The organism is Gimesia alba (genome assembly GCF_007744675.1).
GTDB classification, from domain to species: domain Bacteria; phylum Planctomycetota; class Planctomycetia; order Planctomycetales; family Planctomycetaceae; genus Gimesia; species Gimesia alba.
The window spans coordinates 5,015,235-5,034,909 of record NZ_CP036269.1 but is presented as its reverse complement, the minus strand read 5'-3'; the positions used below and the strand labels follow the sequence as shown (position 1 = coordinate 5,034,909).

Here is a 19,675-nt window from a genome sequence, read left to right as displayed (position 1 = left end):
GTTTTCTTTCAGTCTGTTTCATGCACTACTGCTGGTTGACCAGCTGCTGTTGTTGGTGGTGATGGGATAGAATGGGGCTCCTGTATTTGGGTTAATCGTTTGTTGAACTGACTCATTGCCGGCTCTGTTTGGGCACTGTTGGGAAAGCCAACAGCGGCACCCGGTAAGTTGAATAGCGGCACCCGGTGAGCTTGATATTAGCACCCATCGAGATTGCTTGTGGCACTTGGGGCTCTTGATGTTTGCACGGAGTTTTTATTTTGGAATACATGAATTTTTTATTTCTTGTGGAGATTGCGAGCATGTTGACTTGGAGTGATTTTGCTGATGGACGCGACAAGGTCAAGCGGAAAGCTGGTCGAATTCTGGCTCAGCTTTGTCAGAATTTGGTTCAGGTTTGTCGCAGTTTGGTTCAAATTGTGTCCAGTTTGTCGCAGAAAATGGAGCAGCTTGTGCAGTGGGGCAAGTTGTTCAGAAGCAAAATCGTGCTGAAACCAGCGGGTTTTATAGTGCTGAGATGTTTTGCTATCGATACGGTCAGCAAATATGTGGTCTCACTCGCGCGCGACGCTTGCTCCGCATTCTCGTGTTGGACAACTGAGTGTCAAGTTCTGTTCTTCCACTGGGGATCGAAGGGCAATGAACAGGGAAAACAGATGACATCATGCGCAGGCTTTGGTAGGCTGGAATGATGAATGGAAAACTGACCCGCGTTGATCTACAAGGAAAAACATCATGCGATTGAACCTGAATAAACAACTGTTGTGGGCTGGATGTGTCCTGGTTTTGCTGCACTCGAATATGGGTTGTCTTGCTTCCGCTGCGGAAAAGTCTGCTACGAAGCTGACTGAGTCTCAGCAGACGGCTGTCGATAATGTGACTCAACGGGCAGAAGAACTGAAAGCCGTCAATCAGTCGATCTGGAATTATGCGGAGGTCGGCTTGCAGGAAACGAAGTCATCGCAGCTCTTAATCGAGAAGCTGAAGGCGGATGGATTCACGATCAAAAGTGGTGTGGCAGATATGCCGACCGCATTTGTGGCCAGTTACGGGAGCGGCAAGCCGGTGATTGGGATTCTGGCGGAGTATGATGCGTTACCCGGCTTGTCACAGCAAGCAGTTCCTTATCGCGAAACTCAAGCAGACGGTGGAGCGGGGCATGCCTGTGGTCATAGTGGTTTGGGAACAGCCGCTCTGGGAGCAGCGCTGGCGGTGAAAGAGGCGATCGACAAGCATCAGCTCAAAGGAACGGTTCGTCTGTATGGAACGCCGGCAGAAGAGACGGGACTGGGAAAAGTTTACATGCTGCTCGACGGGCAGTTCAAGGATCTGGATATCTGCCTGCACTGGCATCCTGCGAATAATACGAACGTGCATCTGGGGAGTTCCAAAGCGCTGGTTTCAGTCAAGTTTACATTCACCGGTCTGCCGGCGCATGCTTCAGTGAGCCCGGAAAGTGGTGTGAGTGCCCTGGATGCAGTTGAGCTGATGAATACCGGCGTGAATTATATGCGGGAACATGTGAAAGAAGACGCGCGGATGCATTATGTGATTATTGATGGGGGAGGTCAGCCGAACGTGGTGCCGGCGAAAGCAACGGTCTGGTATTACGTGCGGGCGAATACGCATGAGGATCTGGAACGTAATTATCGTTGGGTCGTTGATATCGCCAAAGGGGCGGCGTTGATGACGCGGACGAAACTGAAAATCGACGTCGATACCGACAATCACGAACTGATTCCCAATACGCCTTTATCGGAAATGATTCATCAAAAATTGACGACGATCGGACCACCGGAGTTTTCCGCGGAAGAAAAAGCCTTCGCACGGCGGATTCAACAACCGCTGATTGAAGAATTCGGTCAAACTTTCCCCGTCGCGATTGACAGCCGCGTGCATACGCTGGTCGAGTCCAGAACATCATCGAAAGGTTCAACCGATGTGGGAGATATCAGCTGGCATATTCCGACCGGGGGACTGCGGACGACCTGTTTTGCAGCAGGGAACCCGGGGCATAGCTGGCAGAACGTTGCCTGTATTGGTTCATCCATTGGTGAAAAAGGGATTTTATATGCGGCTCAGGCCTTGGCGGCTTCCACTGTGGAGTTGCTGGAAAACCCGGCGTTGGTGACGGAAGCGAAAGCGGACTTTGATCAACGTATGCAAAAGCGAAAATATATTACACTGATTCCCAAGGGACAAAAGCCGCCTGTAAAAATTCGGTAGCACAGGAGATTAACGCGCTGGAAGTTTTGTGGATTCATTATTTCGGATGTTGATTTTATTGACCCGATATCAGGAGTACCCCGATAGTTTTTGAATTTCCTAAGTAATAATACTGACGCACGTCTTACGTGTTAGGAGGTTCTCAGAATTTACTGAGTGGAGTCATTGTTGTTTTAATTCTGAAAAGTCATAACATGAAAGCGCTAGAATGATTCAGTAAAACCATTCTGAAGGAATGAACTATGATAGACGATACCGAAGAATTGTCAGATCCCTGGTTGATTGCAGTTTGGCCGGGAATGGGGAATGTTGGTTTGAGCGCTGGTTATTACCTGATGGCGAAGTTGGGGATGGAGCTGCTTGCGGAGTATTCCCCGCCGGAATATTTTGATGTCGATCATGTGGATGTGAAGCGTGGTCTGATTCGCACGGGGGTTCGTCCCCGCAGTCGTTTTTTTCTCTGGAAAGATCCACGGGGAAAACATGATCTGGTCGTATTGATTGGGGAGGCGCAGCCTCAATTTGGCAAGTACAGCTACTGCCAGAAACTGATTGCCTATGCACAGAATGATCTAGGGATTCAACGCGTCTTGACCTTTGCCGCGATGGCTACCGCCATGCATCCCGATCATGAATCGCGGGTGTTTAGCGCTGTCACTGATGTTGAGAGTCTGGATGAGTTGAAACAATGGGACTTGAATATTTTGGAAGAGGGGAACATCAGTGGTTTAAACGGGATTTTGCTGGGGGCCGCCGCCGATAAGGGGCTTAAAGGGACTTGTCTTTTGGGCGAGATGCCGCATGTTTTTTCTCAGCTCCCGTTTCCCAAGGCGTCTTTGGCAGTTCTGGAGTCGTTCAAATTGATTTCCGGAATTGACATCGATACCACAGAGCTGGCCGAGCAGGGAAAGGAAGTGGAGCAACGACTGGGCGAACTGCTATCGCGTGTTGAACAATCAATGGGCGAACAACAGCCAGAATCCTATGAAGAAGCTTATCAAGCTGAGCCTCCGGAAGAACCAAAGCTGACACCTGAGGAAGAGCAAAACATTGAGAACTTGTTTGCCCAGGCGGAGCAGGATCGTTCTAAAGCCTATGAGCTGAAACAGGAACTGGACCGACTGGATTTGTTCAAAGACTATGAAGATCGTTTTCTGGATCTGTTTAAGAATAACAAATAAGATCAACTTGCGCCGTAATCTGAGTTGAATACAGGAACCAAGAAGAAAGAACGTAGATGCAAAACTTCAATCTGGCACTGTCGGGAACGGTTGCGACTCCTGAACAACAGACCGAATTTGTCGAACGCAAGGGGATCGGACATCCAGATACGATTTGTGACGGGATTGCCGAGTCGATTTCCATCGATTTATCTCAGGCCTATTTTGAAATGATCGGCCGTGTGTTACATCATAATATTGATAAAGGGCTACTGGTCGCCGGGCAGACAACTCCTGCTCTGGGCGGGGGGATAGTGAATGAACCGATGCGTCTGGTGATTGGGGATCGTGCCACCGCAGAATGCGACGGTTACCGGATTTCGACAGACGAGATCGCGATTAACAGTGCAAAGAGATGGATCCAGGATAATTTACGACATGTGAATCCAGAGAAGCATCTGATCTTTCAAAATGAATTGAAAGCCGGTTCCCCGGAACTGACCGATATCTTTGCCCGGAATTTACTCTCTGCCAATGATACGTCCGCCGCGGTAGGCTATGCACCTTTATCGGAGACCGAACAACTGGTGTTGGCAACGGAACAGCGGATCAATTCTGAGGAATTCAAAGTTGAATATCCGGATACAGGGGAAGATGTCAAAGTGATGGGGGTCCGACGCGATCGCAGTTTATATCTGACGGTTGCTATTGCGATGGTCGATTATCATTTCAAAGATGCAAAGCAGTATTTCGACCGGAAACAGGAGCTGCAACAAGAGTTGATTCAATATTTAGAGCCTCAACTGAAAGAGCTGGATCAGGTTCAACTTGAAATCAATACGCTCGATGATCCGGAGCGTGGCTCAGGGGGGATGTATCTGACTGTGTTGGGGACTTCAGCAGAAGGGGCCGATGGGGGGCAGGTTGGGCGTGGAAATCGGGTGAATGGTTTAATTACCTTGAATCGTCCCATGAGTACGGAAGCAGCCGCGGGCAAAAATCCGGTCAGCCACGTCGGTAAGATTTATAATGTATTGAGCCATTATCTCGCGGACCAGATCTACAATTCCATCCCGCCTGTGAAAGAGGTCTGCGTCAGGCTCTGTAGTCAGATCGGACGTGAAATCAGTGATCCCTGGATGATGAGCGTGGAAGTGATCTTAACCGCGAATACCAGTCTGTCGGATGTTGAGCCGGCAATTCAGGAGATCCTTCAGAAAGAGCTGGCGGGGATGGACGATTTTGTTCTACGGCTTTCGAGGGGAGAGTTCAGCGTTTATTAAGCAGATTTATCATCGCGACCAGCCATATTCTCCGATCAGGGGAACAAAGGCGAACGCTCCCAGATTTTCCTGTGTTAATTCCCCTTTGATCAGCGTGTATCGGTACATGGTTTGTCCCATCGTTTCTGACCCGATGGGGATGATGATTCTGCCTCCTTCATTGAGTTGTTCGACATAAGGTTCCGGCAGAGTTTCTGCTCCAGCAGTGACAATGATGGCGTCAAAGGGAGCCGCTTCGGCGACTCCCAATGTTCCGTCAGAACTGTAAACGTGTACGTTGGAGTATCCCAGTGACGTCAGTCGTGCGCTCGCCTGTTGTACTAATTCCGGGATGCGTTCAATTGTATGGACTTCATGAGCGAGCAAAGATAAAACAGCCGCCCCATAACCGGAACCAGTGCCGACTTCTAACACATTTTCATGCCCGGTCAGTCGAGCTGCTTCACACATAAAGGCGACGGTATACGGCTGGGAGATCGTCTGGCTGCAATCAATGGGGAGGGCACAGTCGTTATAAGCGAACTGTTTCTGCTCGGGGGAAACAAATTTCTCACGCGGGACGCGGCTCATGGCATCCAGCACGCGAGGATCACTGATGCCTCGAAATCGGAGCTGGTTTTCGACCATTTTTTGTCGCGCCGTTTCCCATAGATCACTGTCGTGGTTCGATGTTGGTTCGGTCATGTTATCTCGTTCTTTCGTCGAACTGGTTTTAAGGATGCGCCAGACTGCGGGGGCTTTCTTTTCGGATGAGATTCCCGATCTCGGTAAATTCAGAACAGAGCAGCTCAAGAATGTCATCGAGTGAGAGCACGCCGACCAGTTTTTCATCTGCATCGACAACAGGTAGTCGACGAAAGCCGCCCGATCGCATTTTCGAAAGTGCCGTCTCTATGGGTGTCTCTTCGCTGACATGGTAAGGGAATTGAGTCATGATCTCGCCGACCAGCGTTTGAATCGGATCGCGGCCTTTGCCCACGATTCTCAAGGCCAGATCACGGTCGGTAATCAGACCGACTGGATGCGATTCCTGATCCAGTACGATGAGCGTTCCCACATTTCGCGCATTCATGCGTTCTGCTGCCACCTGGACTGATTCATCCGCATCGACTAAGTCCGTTTCTCTGGTGCAAATTCGGCCTACGGTCATGATGATCTCCTTAAAAAGAATTCACGTTTCTGATGATCTGCCAGTGAGTTGAAAACACAAGAAGATCTGGCACAACATCAAATCTACTCTCAACATACCCTTCTGATATTAGTGTGTAAATACATGAAGGGTGGTAGATGAACCGTATGGTTTATTGGGGGATTTCCCTAGTCAGGTTTATCTCAATTCCTGATTTTATTCTTGTTGGGAGAGGGTATTGTATTGAATCAAAGGAGTGTGTCGATTTCTTCAAATTCCTGATAGGTAAAGAAAGGAAGTTGTAATGACATTAGTAGCCGAACGACAAATGGAACACATAGGCGAAACCAAAGGCTGTGCTGATCATGATCACGACATGATTCATGAGTTAAGTAAGCGGCTGGACTCTCTCTGGCGTTGCGATCAATACATTGCCAATGCGCAAGGTCATTCCGAATTGCAGAAGTTCTGGGAAGATATCAAAGCGCAGGAAGAGGATAATATTAGCCGCATGAAGGAAATTCTGGCGGACCATATCAGTAAAGGCTGCTTTTAAACTTTGTTCCTCAGGTCGGCTTTCATTATTGAGGGGGAATTAAAGAAAACGGAATTAAGTGTTCTTTGTCGTATTGTAAAGACAGAAATTCGTGGTAAATGACAACGTTCATTTCTGCATGACTGCTGCAGTTTTGCAGAGGTTTTCAATCTAACAATATTTGTAGTAAGGAAGACGACAATGGCTTCGACAATGACAAAGGAAAAAGAAAAAAGTGCACCTGCTGAAGCGACTCAAATCGCGCGTAAAAAAGCACCGCTGTCACGTTTTTCTCAGGAGCTGAACTCCTTGTTCGGGCGTGCTCCTTTCTGGTCGTTACGGGATGAAATGGACAGCCTGATTAACCGTTTTTCTGATGACTGGAGCGGTGGCTGGTTAACCCAGGGGTTTGATGCTTCACTGGATATGTCAGAAACCAATGATGCGATTGAGGTTCGGATGGACGTTCCGGGGATCAAACCGGAGGAACTTGAAGTCGAAGTCGTCGGAAATCAATTGCGGATTAGCGGCGAACGAAAAGAAGAAACGGAAGAAAAAAGCAAGACGTATCATCGTATTGAACGGCACTCAGGCAGTTTTTCCCGTGCCGTGACTTTGCCTTGTGAAGTCAATGAAGATCAGGTTCAAGCCGACTGTGAAAATGGTGTCCTGACTGTGAGTCTCCCCAAATGCGAATCTGTGAAACCTCATAAAATTGCTGTGAAGCCTAAAGCGAAATAGCATGAATGAAGAAGAGTGAACTCTCAGAACGCGGGAGTGGTGTGTCACACAAGGGTGTGTTGTGGCACACCATTTCTTTTGTTTTCAAACCTGCACGATGCTTCGAATTCTTAAGCAATCAAGGCTTATTCATTTTCCAGAACCCATTGGATCGCATGCCGTGTTAACTCGGTTGCATTTCCCAGGTTGAGCTTGTGCTTGATGTTTTCCCGGTAAGTTTCGATGGTCTTGGAACTAAGATTGAGTTTGTTGGCTATTTGACGCGTCGTTTCACCATTGCCGATTTGTTCAAAAACTTCCAGTTCCCGGTCAGAGAGACTTTCAATGGGGGATTGGTCCGAATAATTATCGGAACCGATCGAGCGGCAGATCATCCGTTCGGTGACCTCAGGGCTTAGATAAACTTTACCCTGGATGACCTGATCGATTGCTTTGATGAGTTGTTCGGGAGCCTGTTGTTTATTGACAAACCCCAGGGCTCCCGCGCGAATGGATCGTTCAGCAAACAGTGATTCATCATGCATCGAGACAGCCAGGATCTTGATTCCCGGGAATTGTGCTTTGATGTCTTTGATCAATTCCAAACCACTGCCATCTGTGAGCGAGATATCCACAATGACAAGATCCGGTGTATTCTCTGAGATCTGCTGAATGGCTTCGGCTTTACTTCCTGCCTGTGCACAGGTTTGTAAGTCCTTCCGTCTGGCAATGAGATGGACGTACCCCTCACGGACAATCGGATGATCATCCACAATCATGATTCGCGTTTGCAAACAATTTGTCTGATCTCTCTTCGGTTCTTCCATCACAGGCCCTGAGAATGCAAGATATAGAGATAATTTAAATTTAGGATTCGAGTAAGACTGCGATTGTATCTGTTCAATTCGAATGAGAGAACTCTGTCATGCAAATGTTTTCGACACGATCGAAGTTTTATCTCTTACCAACGAAAATAAGCGATCAGTGGTTGGTCTTCGGGCATATCCTCGTTATCGATAATGTAGGGGGTGCCACCATGCTTGTAGGTATGTCGGATAGCACAGTTCAGTAATGCAGTGTCTTCCGCTTCTGGCTGTGAGTGTGTTTTTACCAATTCACCATCACTCGGTACTTTTCCCCAGAGTTCTTTACCGAGAGGAGTAAACAACGCATCAACACGGCCTTCACCGGCTGCCTGTAAAATGTCTTCCAGTTGATGAGAAATTCGCTCGGTACCCAGATGCTTGCGATATTGTTTGACTGCTTTATGCAAAGACTCTTTTGAAAACTGATTTACCAGTGGTAAAGCCAGTTCCAGTAGTTCCTGATCGCCCAGACGGTCGGGCGATGTCTGAATCCGATCTCTGAGAAGATTCTTCGACTGAAAATGTTTACGGAACAGACTCTGTTGTTTTTCCGCAGCGACCAGAATCAATGGCGGACCATCGTTATCCAGATGTTTTTCCAATTGTTTTGCCAGCAGTTGAAAATAGTCGGAAAGCAGCTTTTCATTCTGCTCTTTTGTCAGACCATGTCCATGCTGCATTCCGTCATTCTCTCCCCCGGAGCCACTGGGAGAGGTGGAATGATACTGTAATGATTCTTCAAATTGGGTTTCTGCAGAAATCTCTTCCAGGTTCGCAGGGACATTGTCCGGAAGTTCGAGCTGTTTGAAATCGCCGTTTTGATATCGAAATAACCTGACTGATTTGGGGCAAATTGCCAGCAAATGGAAGTGATCGTCTTCGTATGCTTTGTAAAATAAGGGGCTGACATAAAACGCTTCATCAACAGACAGCATCTGTGGGCATTGATAGGTCAGATCGTATTGATGTGATAATCCAGGTGCTAACAGCAGACAAAGTCCCTGTGCGGGGCCTCGTTCCCAGAAAGTTGCGTCATTCTGAATCTGTCGACCTGTTTCCAGAAACTTACGTGTTTCTACTGCACCCAGCCCACGCTGTTGTAGCAATGTTTCAGCTTCATCAAGCAAATTTCGAAGTTGAATTGCATCTTTCCCATGTTCTGAGACCGCTTGATGGCGTGGTAAATAGATCGAAACACAAGGGCCTTGTTCCCACTCGGACAGGGGTTTGAGTTCATCGTGTGACAGGGTCTTCATCGAACGCTCCTTGATCATGAAATTCTGAGTAAGACGGGTATGCACTCAACGGATAAATCTGACCCTGAATCGTAAGGGGCTCCTCCGATTGCAGGACCTGTCTCGGAAACTTTTTAGTTTTCCTTCTTTGGGTATCGTGTTGTTGTTGAAAAAATAATTCTGATCACTACCTCTATTATACAGAAATAGTTCTCTGAAAAGAAAATGTAGATCGTATTAATTTGAGAACGTTTTGATACGATCGGGCGGGTTGAATTATGTTATTTTGGGGCAGTGGCACAATTCGAAGGTGGAATATACTCCGTTTTCTGCTCTGCTTATTTAAAAGTGAGATAATTTTTGACAGCGATCACTCCTTCCGTTACCAGTGCGATTTCTTCAACGGTCCGATAAGCGAGCCAGTTTGAAACGATGCCCAATTAGTTTAAAATCGCCCTCTAGATATTACATCAGGCGATCAGTCTGATTTGATATCAGATGATATTCTTCACTGAGTATGGGGGGATCCCCCATACGTGGCAAAGCGTGCTTATTATCTATTTCTGGAACAGCGAAAGAGTCGCTGTAAAATCGCGATCACGAAATCTAAGCTTGCAGACGGAAGCTCTCTTTCTATAGACGGTTTTGTAACAGAAGGTTAAACTTGAGAGAGATCTGGATGTATCGTTTCTACTCTTCAAATATGAGAGGCTGCAATGGAGACTCAACAGCTTCAGCAAATCTTGAAGGAACTTCGTTTTACGGCAGGGTTGTCGGAAGAGGATCAGAAAAAACTGGCTGAGATATCGCGATCCCAGGATTTTCCTAAAAATGCCACGATCTTTACGGAAGGCTGCGAGCACAACGACATTTATGTTATCCGTAGCGGTCGTGTTGAAATTTGTATGAGCATTCCCGCCCGTGGTTGTCTGCCGGTTCTGACATTGGAAGCCGGGGATCTGGTAGGTTGGTCCTCGGTTCTACAACAGGGGGAGATGACGGCAACAGTCGCCGCGGTAGATGACACGCAAACGATTGCCATTGATGCTGCGAAATTACGCGCGCTATGCGATGAAGATCATGACATTGGCTATCAGATCATGCGGCTGATCGCGAAGGCATTGTCTCAGCGGCTGGTTGCCAGCCGACTACAGGTGCTTGACATGTTTGGCGATGCCAGTTCCTACAATCAAAACACTCCGGAAGGGGCTTCTGAATGAGTCAAGAACCGCAGACGGAAGCGATTCGATCCTGTTTTCTCTCAAATAAACAGTTCGAAAAGCTCTTCGAAGTCCTGTACGGCCTGGATTATGAGGTCATCGGGCCGACCGTTGATCAGGGAGCGATTACTTATGATCGTCTGACTTCAGTCAATGATCTGCCCCGTGGTTGGACCGATATTCAGGAGCCAGGTAAGTATCGTCTTCAGGAACGGGATGATGACGCCTTGTTTGGATATGTCGTCGGCCCTCATTCCTGGAAAAAACATCTGTTTCCTCCGGTGAGTACGCTCTCTGTTGCAGATCGTACGGAGGAAGGCTGGCAGTTTTCTGAAGTGGATGAAGATCTACCCAAACTGGCATTTTTAGGAGTGCGGGCCTGTGAATTAGCGGCACTTAAAATTCAGGATCGGGTCTTTCTAGGTGGTGCGTATGTCGATCCGATTTATCAGGGGCGGCGTGCAGAAACCCTGGTCATTGCCGTGAATTGCACACAGGCGGCTGCAACCTGCTTCTGCACTTCCATGAATACGGGGCCCCGCTGTCAGTCTGGTTTTGATCTGGCTTTGACCGAACTGAGAGACGGATTTGTGGTAGAAGTGGCGACACCCGCAGGTGAGACGGTCATTGAGGCTCTGAAGACACAGGAACTCTCTGACGAACAGCTGACCCAAGCCTCTGCAGCGCGTCAACAGGCTGTTGATCAGATTGAGCGAGAATTGGATACCACCGATATTCATGACTTGCTGATGTCGAACCTGGAGTCGCCGCATTGGGATGATGTCGCTGAACGCTGCTTGTCCTGCACGAACTGTACGATGGTCTGTCCGACCTGTTTCTGCAGTTCGGTCGAAGAAGTCAGCGATCTGACAGGCGACCACGTTGAACGACAGCGCGTGTGGGACTCCTGTTTCAATATGAACTTCAGTTATATGAATGGGGGACTGGTTCGAAATAATATTCGCAATCGCTATCGACAATGGCTGACGCATAAACTGGCATCCTGGATCGATCAGTTTGGAACTTCTGGTTGTGTTGGCTGTGGTCGTTGTATTTCATGGTGCCCCGTGGGCATTGATCTGACACAGGAAGTCGCTGCAATTCGGAAAGACGGAGAAACATGAATTCCAGGAGCGCGACAACCAGAGGGGACAGCGATTCCGCAAATAATCCCTGGCTACCACATTCGGCGATCATTCAAAAGATCACGGCCGAAGTCAATGACGTCGCCACGTATCAACTAGAACTGACTGATCCTGCTGTCGCAGACGCGTATCGCTTCCAGCCCGGACAATTCAATATGCTGTATGTTCCGGGAGCCGGTGAGTCAGCCATTTCGATGAGCGGGAATCCTGAAACACACGATTCATTGCTGCATACAATTCGGTACGCCGGAAATGTGACGCGCAGCATCGCGGGCATGAAAGTCGGCGATACACTGGGGCTTCGGGGCCCCTTTGGAACCAGTTGGCCTTTGGAATTGTGTGTTGATCGGGATGTGATTCTGGTTGCAGGGGGAATTGGCTTACCACCATTGCGCCCGGCAATTTATCGTCTGCTTGCCGAACGCCAGCGATATGGACGCTTGCATTTGCTCTATGGAGCCCGTTCACCAGATATGCGGCTCTATACGGAAGAGTACAAACAATGGAGCGAAGGAGGTCTGGATGTCAGACAGACCGTGGATCGATCCAGTCCCGGTTGGCACGGGAATGTGGGAGTGGTGCCGATGCTGCTGGAGCGGTTAGAGACATTTGATCCTGCGCGGACAATTCTCATGATCTGCGGGCCGGATTTAATGATGCGGTTCACTGCCCGAGCCGCATTGCAGATGGGAATGACTGCCGAGCAGATCTGGGTTTCCACCGAGCGCAATATGCAATGCGCGGTGGGATTGTGCGGACACTGCCAGTTAGGGCCGGAGTTTATTTGCAAAGACGGACCGGTTTTTCGTTACGATCGAATTTCACCTTATATGAGAGTCGAAGGACTGTAATCGTGGAACAGGAAAAACCCCGACTTGCCGTTTTCAAATTCGCGTCCTGCGATGGATGCCAATTGTCGCTGCTCGATGCGGAAGATCAGCTGTTGGCTGTCGCTGGAGCGTTGGAGATTGTTTATTTTCCGGAAGCCACCAGCCGGATGGAAGACGGTCCTTATGATATTGCACTGGTGGAAGGTTCTGTCACAACTCTGCACGACGCCGAGCGGATTCAGCAGATCCGAAAAGACTCAAAATATTTGATGACGATCGGTGCCTGTGCCACCGCAGGAGGCATTCAGGCACTTCGGAACTGGGCGGATACCGATGAATTCATACGGGCCGTGTATGCCAAACCGGAATATATTCAGGTACTGGAAAGCTCAACGCCGATCTCCGATCATGTCAAAGTCGATTTTGAATTGCGTGGCTGTCCGATCAATCAGTATCAGTTGATCGAAGTGATTCAGTCTTTATTAGCAGGCAGAAAGCCACGCACGCCGCAGCATAGTGTGTGTCTTGATTGTAAACGCCGCGGAACCGTTTGTGTGACCGTGGCACAGGGGATTGCCTGCCTGGGACCCGTGACGCAGTCAGGCTGCCATGCATTGTGCCCGAGTTATCACCGAGGATGTTACGGCTGTTACGGACCGGCCCCGCAATCGAATCTGGTGAGCCTGGCGACACATATGGAAAAGGAGGGCGATTCCCGAACTGAGATTTCTCATCGCCTGCATAACTTCAATGCTTATGCCCCCGCCTTTCGGAATGAAAGCCAGCGGTTACTCGAACAGGATGGGGAGTAGAGCGGATGGCTGACCGTACGATCAAAGTCGAAACGTTAACGCGAGTTGAAGGGGAAGGCGGGCTTTACGTTCGTTTGAGTGGTGATGCGGTAGATGAAGTGCGGTTGGAAATTTATGAGCCCCCTCGCTTGTTCGAAGCACTCTTACGCGGTCGTCCGCTGGAAGACACACCCGATATCACGGCACGTATCTGTGGGATTTGCCCGGTGGCCTATCAGATGAGTAGCGTGCATGCATTGGAGTCGGCCCTTGATGTGACTGCCTCAGCAGAGATACGCCGTTTGCGGCGGTTGCTCTATTGTGGCGAGTGGATTGAAAGTCACGGCTTGCATATGCATCTGCTGCATGCTCCTGATTTTCTGGGCTTCGACAGCGGCCTGGATATGGCGAAGCAGTTTCCGGACGAAGTCAATCGAGGGTTGCGCTTAAAGAAACACGGCAATCAACTGGTTGACATGCTGGGGGGACGGGCCATTCATCCGGTCAATGTCTGTGTCGGTGGTTTTTATCGCATGCCGCGGCGGGATGAATTTCAGAAACTGATTCCCGATTTCGAATGGGGCTTGAACGCCGCTGTGGAGACCACACGGTGGGTAGCCGGCTTTGAGTTTCCCGATTTCGAAACCGAATGCGAATATATTTCGCTGTCTCATCCCGATGAATATCCCATGAATGAAGGCTTCATAAAAACCAGCAGCGGCGATTCGATTGAAGTCAGCCACTATGAAGATGAATTCCAGGAACGACACGTTCCCCATTCGACGGCACTGCAGGCGATTCGCAAATCAACGGGGCGGCCTTATTTATTAGGTCCGTTAGCACGCGTAAATCTGAATCGGGAACAGCTTTCGCCGACCGCACGTCAATTAGCAGATGAAGTGGGACTAGAACCTCTGTGCAAAAACCCGCATCGGGCGATCATCGCACGCGGGCTGGAAATTGTGCATGCCTATGAAGAAGCATTAATGATTATGCGCGGCGATCACCCGACCGGGAAGCCGCGTGAATCTTATTCGTATCAGGCGGGTGAGGGAATGGCTGCCACAGAAGCACCGCGGGGAACCTTATTCCATCGTTATGTGATTGATGAAGCGGGCAAGATTGTGAAAGCGGTGATTATTCCGCCGACCTCACAAAATCAGGCGCAAATTGAAGCGGATCTGAAACAATGGGTTACTCAAGTGATCAGTGATGATGAACAGCAGACGGCCCGGCAATGTGAAAACCTGGTGCGTGCCTATGATCCCTGTATCAGTTGTTCGACGCATTTTTTGAATGTGAAAATTGAGCGGACTTAAGTAGTCAATTTGAAAGCGGTAACGTCATGCAACCACAGACCATGATAGCAGGGATTGGCTCTCCTCACGGTGATGATTGTGTGGGTTGGGAAATTGCCAACGCCATTCAAAGCAGAATCAGTGATCGAGCTATTTCTGTTCGTCTGGTGCGTACTCCCGATGCATTGCTGGATTGGATCGAACATGTTCAGGAACTAGTGATTTGCGATGCCTGTCTGGGAGCAGGGGAAGTCGGCAGCGTCCATCAATGGGAGTGGCCTTGTCAAGAACTGGAATCGATCAGCTGGTCGGGAACGCATAATCTTTCATTGCCGGCTGTTCTAGCGTTGGCGCAGCAACTGGAACGACTTCCCGCATCAGTCCGGATCTGGGCAGTGGAAGTGCAGCAGGTCCAGCCTGATCAATCGATGTCTAACACAGTCGAAGCGGGAGCGAAAACCGCTGTCGATTCGATTTGTCAAGCACTGAGCATTCACCAAAATGAAACGGAGAAGCAGCATGCATGAACGCTCTCTGGTTCAACGTTTACTGCATCAGGTGCAGCAGATCGTCGCTGAGGACGGGGGCGGTCGGGTCACGGAAATACGAGTTCAGGTGGGGGATTTATCCGGCGTCGAACCGCTGCTGTTTCAAGCGGCTTTTGAGGAAATGGTGTCTGATTTGTTTTCGTCTGAGTGTCAGTTGGCCTTGGATATCGTCCCCGTGATGGCGGTTTGTGATGATTGTGGTCAGCAGTTTGAAATTGTCGATTTTCAGTTTCAGTGTCCTGCCTGCCCAACGGGAGCAGTGCAGGTGATTCAGGGGGACGAGGTGAAGCTAATCAGTATCAACGTCAGCTCAGACAACCCGGTAGAAGGAGTTGCCTCATGAATCAACGTACGATTATCGTCAAAAAAGATATCCAGGCAGATCAGAAAGCAGATGCAGCCGTTCTGCGTGAGCAGCTGGGACGACGGGGAACCTTGGTCGTCAATCTACTCTCATCACCGGGAGCCGGGAAAACGACGCTTCTGGAAGCAACGGCTCAAGAGTTTGCCGGTCGTCGGAGTATGGCGGTTCTGGTCGGGGATCTGGAAACCGATCGAGATGCGCAGCGATTAGCGCCGCTGGTTCCGGTCGCACAACTGACAACCGGCGGCGCCTGTCATCTTGAATTGCCGCTCGTGCAGCGCGGGCTGCAGGCGCTGGGCGATCCTGCTGTCGATTTTCTGTTTATTGAAAATATCGGAAATCTGGTATGTCCCGCGTCGCATGATCTGGCGGAGCATTTGCGAGTGGTACTGATCAGCACGACCGAAGGCGATGACAAGCCGGGAAAATATCCCAAGATGTTTCGCACCAGTCAGGTGATGGTGATTACCAAACTTGATTTACTGCCGCATGTCCCTTTTTCCGTCGACGCAGTCACAGAGGATGCACGCCGGATTCATCCGGAGTTGGATGTATTCACGAATTGTGCTTTGAAGGGAGAAGGCGTGTCGGACTGGTGCGACTATCTGGAGCAGCAACATCAACAACTTTTGGCTCGATACCATGCAACGGCAGGCAATCACTGATCTCACCGAATCAAAATCAGCCGTGCAGTTGACCCTCAATGGTCGCGTGCAGGGAATCGGATTGCGCCCCGCGATCGCACGTTGGGCACGCGAAATGGACTTAGTCGGCTGCATCAAAAACACGACCGGGGGAGTTGAACTGACTGTGGAAGGCTGTGTCTCTGCCGTAAAACGTTTCGAAACAGAACTGGACGCACATCTGCCCCAGGAAGCCTGCATTGAAAAACGGCAACGGACACAAAGTACCAAGAGTGGCTTCACCGGCTTTGAAATCATCGGCGGTGAAGCAGAGGGACCTCTGGCGACACAAGTCCCCACTGATCTGGCCGTCTGCTCCGAGTGTCTGGCAGAGGTTTCGGATGAAACGAATCGACGCGATGGTTATCCCCTGACGAGTTGTACCCACTGTGGTCCCCGATATTCCATCATCCAATCCATGCCTTACGAACGGGTACAAACGGGGATGTCTGAGTTTCCACTCTGCGATTTGTGCCGGGATGAATACCAGTCTGCCACTGATCGCCGGTTTCACGCGCAAACAAATGCCTGTGCCGCCTGTGGTCCAGGTATCTGGTCTACCGATTCCACAGGGCAACATCTCGCATCGGGACGCGAGGCACTGCAATCAGCAACCGCTGTATTACAGCAGGGAAAGATTCTTGGCGTACGTGGATTAGGTGGCTATCAGCTGTTGGTAGATGCGACGTCCGAAACTGCGGTAGCGAATCTACGGGAACGAAAGCGGCGTTTTGGAAAGCCTCTGGCTCTGATGGTGACCTCTGTAGAACAAGCGGAAACGCTGGTCTTTCTCAACAATTCAGAGCGCCGAGAATTGAGCGGCCCCGCCGCCCCGATAGTATTATTGCGAGCGCGAACTGATTCCAGCGTGACGCCTAGCGTCAATCCCGGCTTGAATCTACTCGGTGTGATGTTACCAACAACGCCCCTGCATTGGTTACTGCTGCAGCAGTGCTTAGGACCATTGGTTGTGACGAGTGCCAATCTCGAAGGGGAACCGCTGGCTTATCAAAGTGAACGTATAGGCGATTCACTGAAGTCAGTCGCCGATCTCTGGTTGGAGCACGATCGCCCCATCGAACGTCCAATTGATGATAGTGTCGTACGCTGGATGGCGAGGCGACGCGTGACCATTCGACTGGCTCGTGGTCTGGCGCCCTGTGCCTTGGATTTGCCGTGCGACGAACCTCTCATTGCTCTGGGAGGACATCAAAAAGCGGCACTGGCCCTCTGTAACGGCCGACAAAGTATTCTGGGACCGCACGTTGGTGATCTGGAAAATCTGGCTTCCCGTGAACGATATCAGGATCAGTTACAGGCCTTACAAACATTATATGGGATGGAGCAGGCATCGTTTGTCTGCGACTCGCATCCCAATTATTTCACCTCTCAGTGGGCGGAACAGCAGTCAGCATCACTGGAAACGGTGCAGCATCACCATGCGCATATCGTCGCTGGAATGTTGGAACAGGGCTGGCTTGACAAACAGGTATTAGGAATCGCCTTTGATGGAACCGGATGGGGCGATGATCAAACAATCTGGGGGGGAGAACTCCTATTATCCACGGCGACCAGTTACGAGAGAGTTGCGCATCTGCGAACGTTTCCTTTACCCGGCGGCGAACGTGCTGTCCGCGAACCGTGGCGGGTCGCCGTTTCCCTGGTGGCGCAGGCAGAAGGGAAACGGGCGGCTTCCCAATTGAATCTGACTGGAGAGTCGATAGAACCGTTTTTGAAAATCATCAATTCAGAGCGTTTCTCACCGAAAACAAGCAGCGCCGGTCGTCTGTTTGATGGCGTGGCGTCGCTGATATTGGGAGTGACGCATGCGGTGTTCGAAGGGCAGGCGGCGATGATGCTGGAATCGCACTGTGATTTGTCAGAATCGGGGAGTTATGAGATCGTTTTACAGGCAGGCAAGCCGATTCAACTCGATTGGCGTCCGCTGGTTTCTCAGATACTGAAAGATCGAGCCAGGGGAGTTGCTCCGTCTGTGATGGCGATGCGTTTTCACCGCGGGCTGGCTCAAGCAGTAGCTCGATTGTGTAGTCGATATGCCCCGATGCCTGTTGTTCTGGGGGGCGGCGTTTTTCAGAATCAATGTCTGGTAGAATTGTTTGTTGAGGAATTTGCAGACAATCAGCAGCCACTCGGATTGCCTGGAATGATTCCTCCCAACGATGGCGGTCTGGCGGCGGGGCAACTGGCGGTTGCGGTTTCACGACGGAATCAGAAAGAGATAGGCCGATGTGTTTAGGGATACCTGGTAAGGTCGTTCGCTGGCTGGAACGGGAAGGGACGTTTGCCCAGGCCGAAGTGGAATTTGATGGAGTCCGCCGGGTTGTGCATATGGCGTGTGTCACTGAAGCGGAGTTGGGAGATTATGTGGTCGTTCACGCGGGAATTGCCATCAGCCGCATCGATCCGATTGAAGCGAAACGGATTTTCGAAACGATCGCTGAATGGGGTGACGATGAAGGCTGGCGTCCAGAACGATCGGATGAAGCTGAGGCACCTCAATGAAATATCTTGACGAATACCGCGATCCTGAGGCCGCTCGGTTATTATTGGATGAAATACGCAGAGTCTCCACTCGCTGCTGGACGTTGATGGAAGTCTGTGGCGGGCAGACTCACAGCTTGTTAAGACATGGAATTGCCGCTGAACTGGAAGGGATGGTAGAGTTAATACATGGCCCTGGCTGTCCCGTCTGTGTGACGGACCAGGAAGCGATCGATTTTGCCTGCCAGTTGGCACAACGCGACGATGTGATACTGGCCAGCTTTGGTGATATGTTACGCGTGCCGGGGAGCCGTGGTTCATTGCTCGATGCCAGGACGGCTGGCGCGCGAATTCAGATTGTTTATTCTCCTCTGGATGCCGTGCAGTTGGCGCGGAAGCATCCTGAAAAGCAAGTTGTGTTTTTTGCCGTTGGCTTTGAAACGACGGCACCTGCGACAGCGCTGGCTGTCAAGCAGGCCGATCGGGATCAACTCGACAATTTCAGTCTGATTGTTTCGCATGTGCGTGTGCAGCCTGCGATGGAGTCTTTGGTTCAGGCACCCGATAATCGGGTTCAGGCTTTTCTGGCAGCCGGGCATGTCTGCACGGTGATGGGGTATGAATCGTACGAGTCGTTTGTCAAACAGTATCGCCTGCCGGTGGTCGTGGCTGGTTTTGAACCGCTGGATTTACTGGAAGGAATTCTGGCGTGCGTGAAACAGCTTGAAGCGTATGAGGCACGACTTGAAAATCGGTACGCCCGCACGGTACAGGCAGCCGGCAATCAGCCAGCGCAGGATCTGGTACGGGAGATCTATCAAATCTGTGATCGTGGTTGGCGTGGTTTCGGAGTGATACCTGAGGGAGGCCTGGAACTGCGAACAGAGTACCGTCGGTTTGATGCCCGCACACGTTTTGCCGCGTCCGCGTTACCGGTGATTCACGTCGATGAGTGCCGCAGTTTTGATGTGATGACCGGGCATCTTAAGCCACCCGATTGTCCTCATTTCAGAAAGTCTTGTAATCCCGAATCGCCGCTGGGAGCGCCGATGGTCTCTTCTGAAGGGGCATGCGCGGCTTACTATCGTTATGGAATGACAGCCAGCCGTTGATCGAACAGAAGATTCAAACTCTAATTAG

General features: G+C 50.3%; 21 protein-coding genes. 17 read left to right on the top strand and 4 right to left on the bottom strand.

The genetic code is table 11. From position 1 onward, the window contains the following. Window positions 1-260 precede the first annotated feature (260 nt). From Pan241w_RS18855 to Pan241w_RS18840, 4 genes are all read left to right on the top strand, one after another. On the top strand, window positions 261-692 hold the full coding sequence (locus Pan241w_RS18855) for a hypothetical protein (RefSeq protein ID WP_145218824.1): 432 nt from the start codon (window positions 261-263) through the stop codon (window positions 690-692). A 43-nt stretch (window positions 693-735) separates the two neighbouring features. Next, a complete protein-coding gene (locus Pan241w_RS18850; protein WP_145218822.1) occupies window positions 736-2,226 on the top strand; it encodes an amidohydrolase in 1,491 nt (496 codons plus the stop codon). A 242-nt stretch (window positions 2,227-2,468) separates the two neighbouring features. Continuing rightward, window positions 2,469-3,407 carry a PAC2 family protein gene (locus Pan241w_RS18845; protein WP_145218821.1) on the top strand — a complete coding sequence of 313 codons (939 nt, stop codon included), beginning with the start codon at window positions 2,469-2,471 and terminating at the stop codon, window positions 3,405-3,407. Between the two features lie 56 nt (window positions 3,408-3,463). Then, window positions 3,464-4,669: a methionine adenosyltransferase gene (locus Pan241w_RS18840; RefSeq protein WP_145218818.1), complete on the top strand. Its 1,206-nt coding sequence runs from the start codon at window positions 3,464-3,466 to the stop codon at window positions 4,667-4,669. 9 nt (window positions 4,670-4,678) lie between these two features. Here Pan241w_RS18840 and Pan241w_RS18835 read toward each other — a convergent pair whose 3' ends face one another. Together Pan241w_RS18835 and Pan241w_RS18830 are read right to left on the bottom strand one after the other, a co-directional pair. Continuing rightward, window positions 4,679-5,353, bottom strand: a complete 675-nt coding sequence (locus Pan241w_RS18835) for a protein-L-isoaspartate(D-aspartate) O-methyltransferase (protein WP_198000019.1) — start codon at window positions 5,351-5,353, stop codon at window positions 4,679-4,681. Window positions 5,354-5,381: 28 nt separating this feature from the next. Continuing rightward, window positions 5,382-5,819, bottom strand: coding sequence for a CBS domain-containing protein (locus tag Pan241w_RS18830; RefSeq protein WP_145218817.1), 438 nt, complete (start codon window positions 5,817-5,819; stop codon window positions 5,382-5,384). Window positions 5,820-6,102: 283 nt separating this feature from the next. On the opposite strand from Pan241w_RS18830, the gene Pan241w_RS18825 reads away from it, so the two are divergent. Beyond that, the gene (locus Pan241w_RS18825) at window positions 6,103-6,354 is read left to right on the top strand and encodes a hypothetical protein (protein WP_145218815.1); all 252 of its coding nucleotides are present in this window, start codon (window positions 6,103-6,105) and stop codon (window positions 6,352-6,354) included. Between the two features lie 180 nt (window positions 6,355-6,534). Continuing rightward, window positions 6,535-7,074 (top strand): Hsp20/alpha crystallin family protein, encoded by a 540-nt coding sequence (locus Pan241w_RS18820; RefSeq protein ID WP_145218813.1) that lies wholly within the window; start codon window positions 6,535-6,537, stop codon window positions 7,072-7,074. Between the two features lie 125 nt (window positions 7,075-7,199). Here the strand turns inward: Pan241w_RS18820 and Pan241w_RS18815 are convergent, their stop codons facing one another. After that, entirely contained in the window at window positions 7,200-7,847 is a 648-nt protein-coding gene (locus Pan241w_RS18815; protein WP_232107194.1) for a response regulator transcription factor, read from the bottom strand. Between the two features lie 167 nt (window positions 7,848-8,014). Continuing rightward, window positions 8,015-9,175 (bottom strand): baeRF3 domain-containing protein, encoded by a 1,161-nt coding sequence (locus Pan241w_RS18810; protein ID WP_145218808.1) that lies wholly within the window; start codon window positions 9,173-9,175, stop codon window positions 8,015-8,017. A gap of 695 nt (window positions 9,176-9,870) precedes the next feature. On the opposite strand from Pan241w_RS18810, the gene Pan241w_RS18805 reads away from it, so the two are divergent. From Pan241w_RS18805 to hypD, 11 genes are read left to right on the top strand one after another with little or no spacing between them, the layout of a single operon-like run. Further along, window positions 9,871-10,374 (top strand): Crp/Fnr family transcriptional regulator, encoded by a 504-nt coding sequence (locus Pan241w_RS18805; protein WP_145218806.1) that lies wholly within the window; start codon window positions 9,871-9,873, stop codon window positions 10,372-10,374. Next, the gene (locus tag Pan241w_RS18800; RefSeq protein WP_145218804.1) at window positions 10,371-11,498 is read left to right on the top strand and encodes a 4Fe-4S dicluster domain-containing protein; all 1,128 of its coding nucleotides are present in this window, start codon (window positions 10,371-10,373) and stop codon (window positions 11,496-11,498) included. The genes Pan241w_RS18805 and Pan241w_RS18800 overlap by 4 nt, the downstream gene beginning before the upstream one ends. Further along, a complete protein-coding gene (locus Pan241w_RS18795) occupies window positions 11,495-12,370 on the top strand; it encodes an FAD/NAD(P)-binding protein (protein ID WP_145218802.1) in 876 nt (291 codons plus the stop codon). The genes Pan241w_RS18800 and Pan241w_RS18795 overlap by 4 nt, the downstream gene beginning before the upstream one ends. A gap of 2 nt (window positions 12,371-12,372) precedes the next feature. Then, complete coding sequence (locus Pan241w_RS18790) at window positions 12,373-13,161, top strand: NADH-quinone oxidoreductase subunit B family protein (protein ID WP_145218800.1); 789 nt, start codon at window positions 12,373-12,375, stop codon at window positions 13,159-13,161. Window positions 13,162-13,166: 5 nt separating this feature from the next. Then, entirely contained in the window at window positions 13,167-14,459 is a 1,293-nt protein-coding gene (locus Pan241w_RS18785; protein WP_145218798.1) for a Ni/Fe hydrogenase subunit alpha, read from the top strand. A gap of 26 nt (window positions 14,460-14,485) precedes the next feature. Then, a complete protein-coding gene (locus tag Pan241w_RS18780; RefSeq protein ID WP_145218796.1) occupies window positions 14,486-14,965 on the top strand; it encodes a hydrogenase maturation protease in 480 nt (159 codons plus the stop codon). Continuing rightward, window positions 14,958-15,329 carry a hydrogenase maturation nickel metallochaperone HypA/HybF gene (locus tag Pan241w_RS18775; protein WP_198000017.1) on the top strand — a complete coding sequence of 124 codons (372 nt, stop codon included), beginning with the start codon at window positions 14,958-14,960 and terminating at the stop codon, window positions 15,327-15,329. The genes Pan241w_RS18780 and Pan241w_RS18775 overlap by 8 nt, the downstream gene beginning before the upstream one ends. Beyond that, on the top strand, window positions 15,326-16,015 hold the full coding sequence (gene hypB, locus Pan241w_RS18770) for a hydrogenase nickel incorporation protein HypB (protein WP_145218792.1): 690 nt from the start codon (window positions 15,326-15,328) through the stop codon (window positions 16,013-16,015). Before Pan241w_RS18775 ends, hypB begins: the two co-directional genes overlap by 4 nt. Next, window positions 15,993-18,290: a carbamoyltransferase HypF gene (gene hypF, locus Pan241w_RS18765; RefSeq protein WP_145218790.1), complete on the top strand. Its 2,298-nt coding sequence runs from the start codon at window positions 15,993-15,995 to the stop codon at window positions 18,288-18,290. The genes hypB and hypF overlap by 23 nt, the downstream gene beginning before the upstream one ends. After that, the gene (locus Pan241w_RS18760) at window positions 18,281-18,556 is read left to right on the top strand and encodes a HypC/HybG/HupF family hydrogenase formation chaperone (protein WP_145218787.1); all 276 of its coding nucleotides are present in this window, start codon (window positions 18,281-18,283) and stop codon (window positions 18,554-18,556) included. Before hypF ends, Pan241w_RS18760 begins: the two co-directional genes overlap by 10 nt. Then, window positions 18,553-19,647 (top strand): hydrogenase formation protein HypD, encoded by a 1,095-nt coding sequence (gene hypD / locus Pan241w_RS18755; RefSeq protein WP_145218785.1) that lies wholly within the window; start codon window positions 18,553-18,555, stop codon window positions 19,645-19,647. The genes Pan241w_RS18760 and hypD overlap by 4 nt, the downstream gene beginning before the upstream one ends. Window positions 19,648-19,675 lie beyond the last annotated feature (28 nt).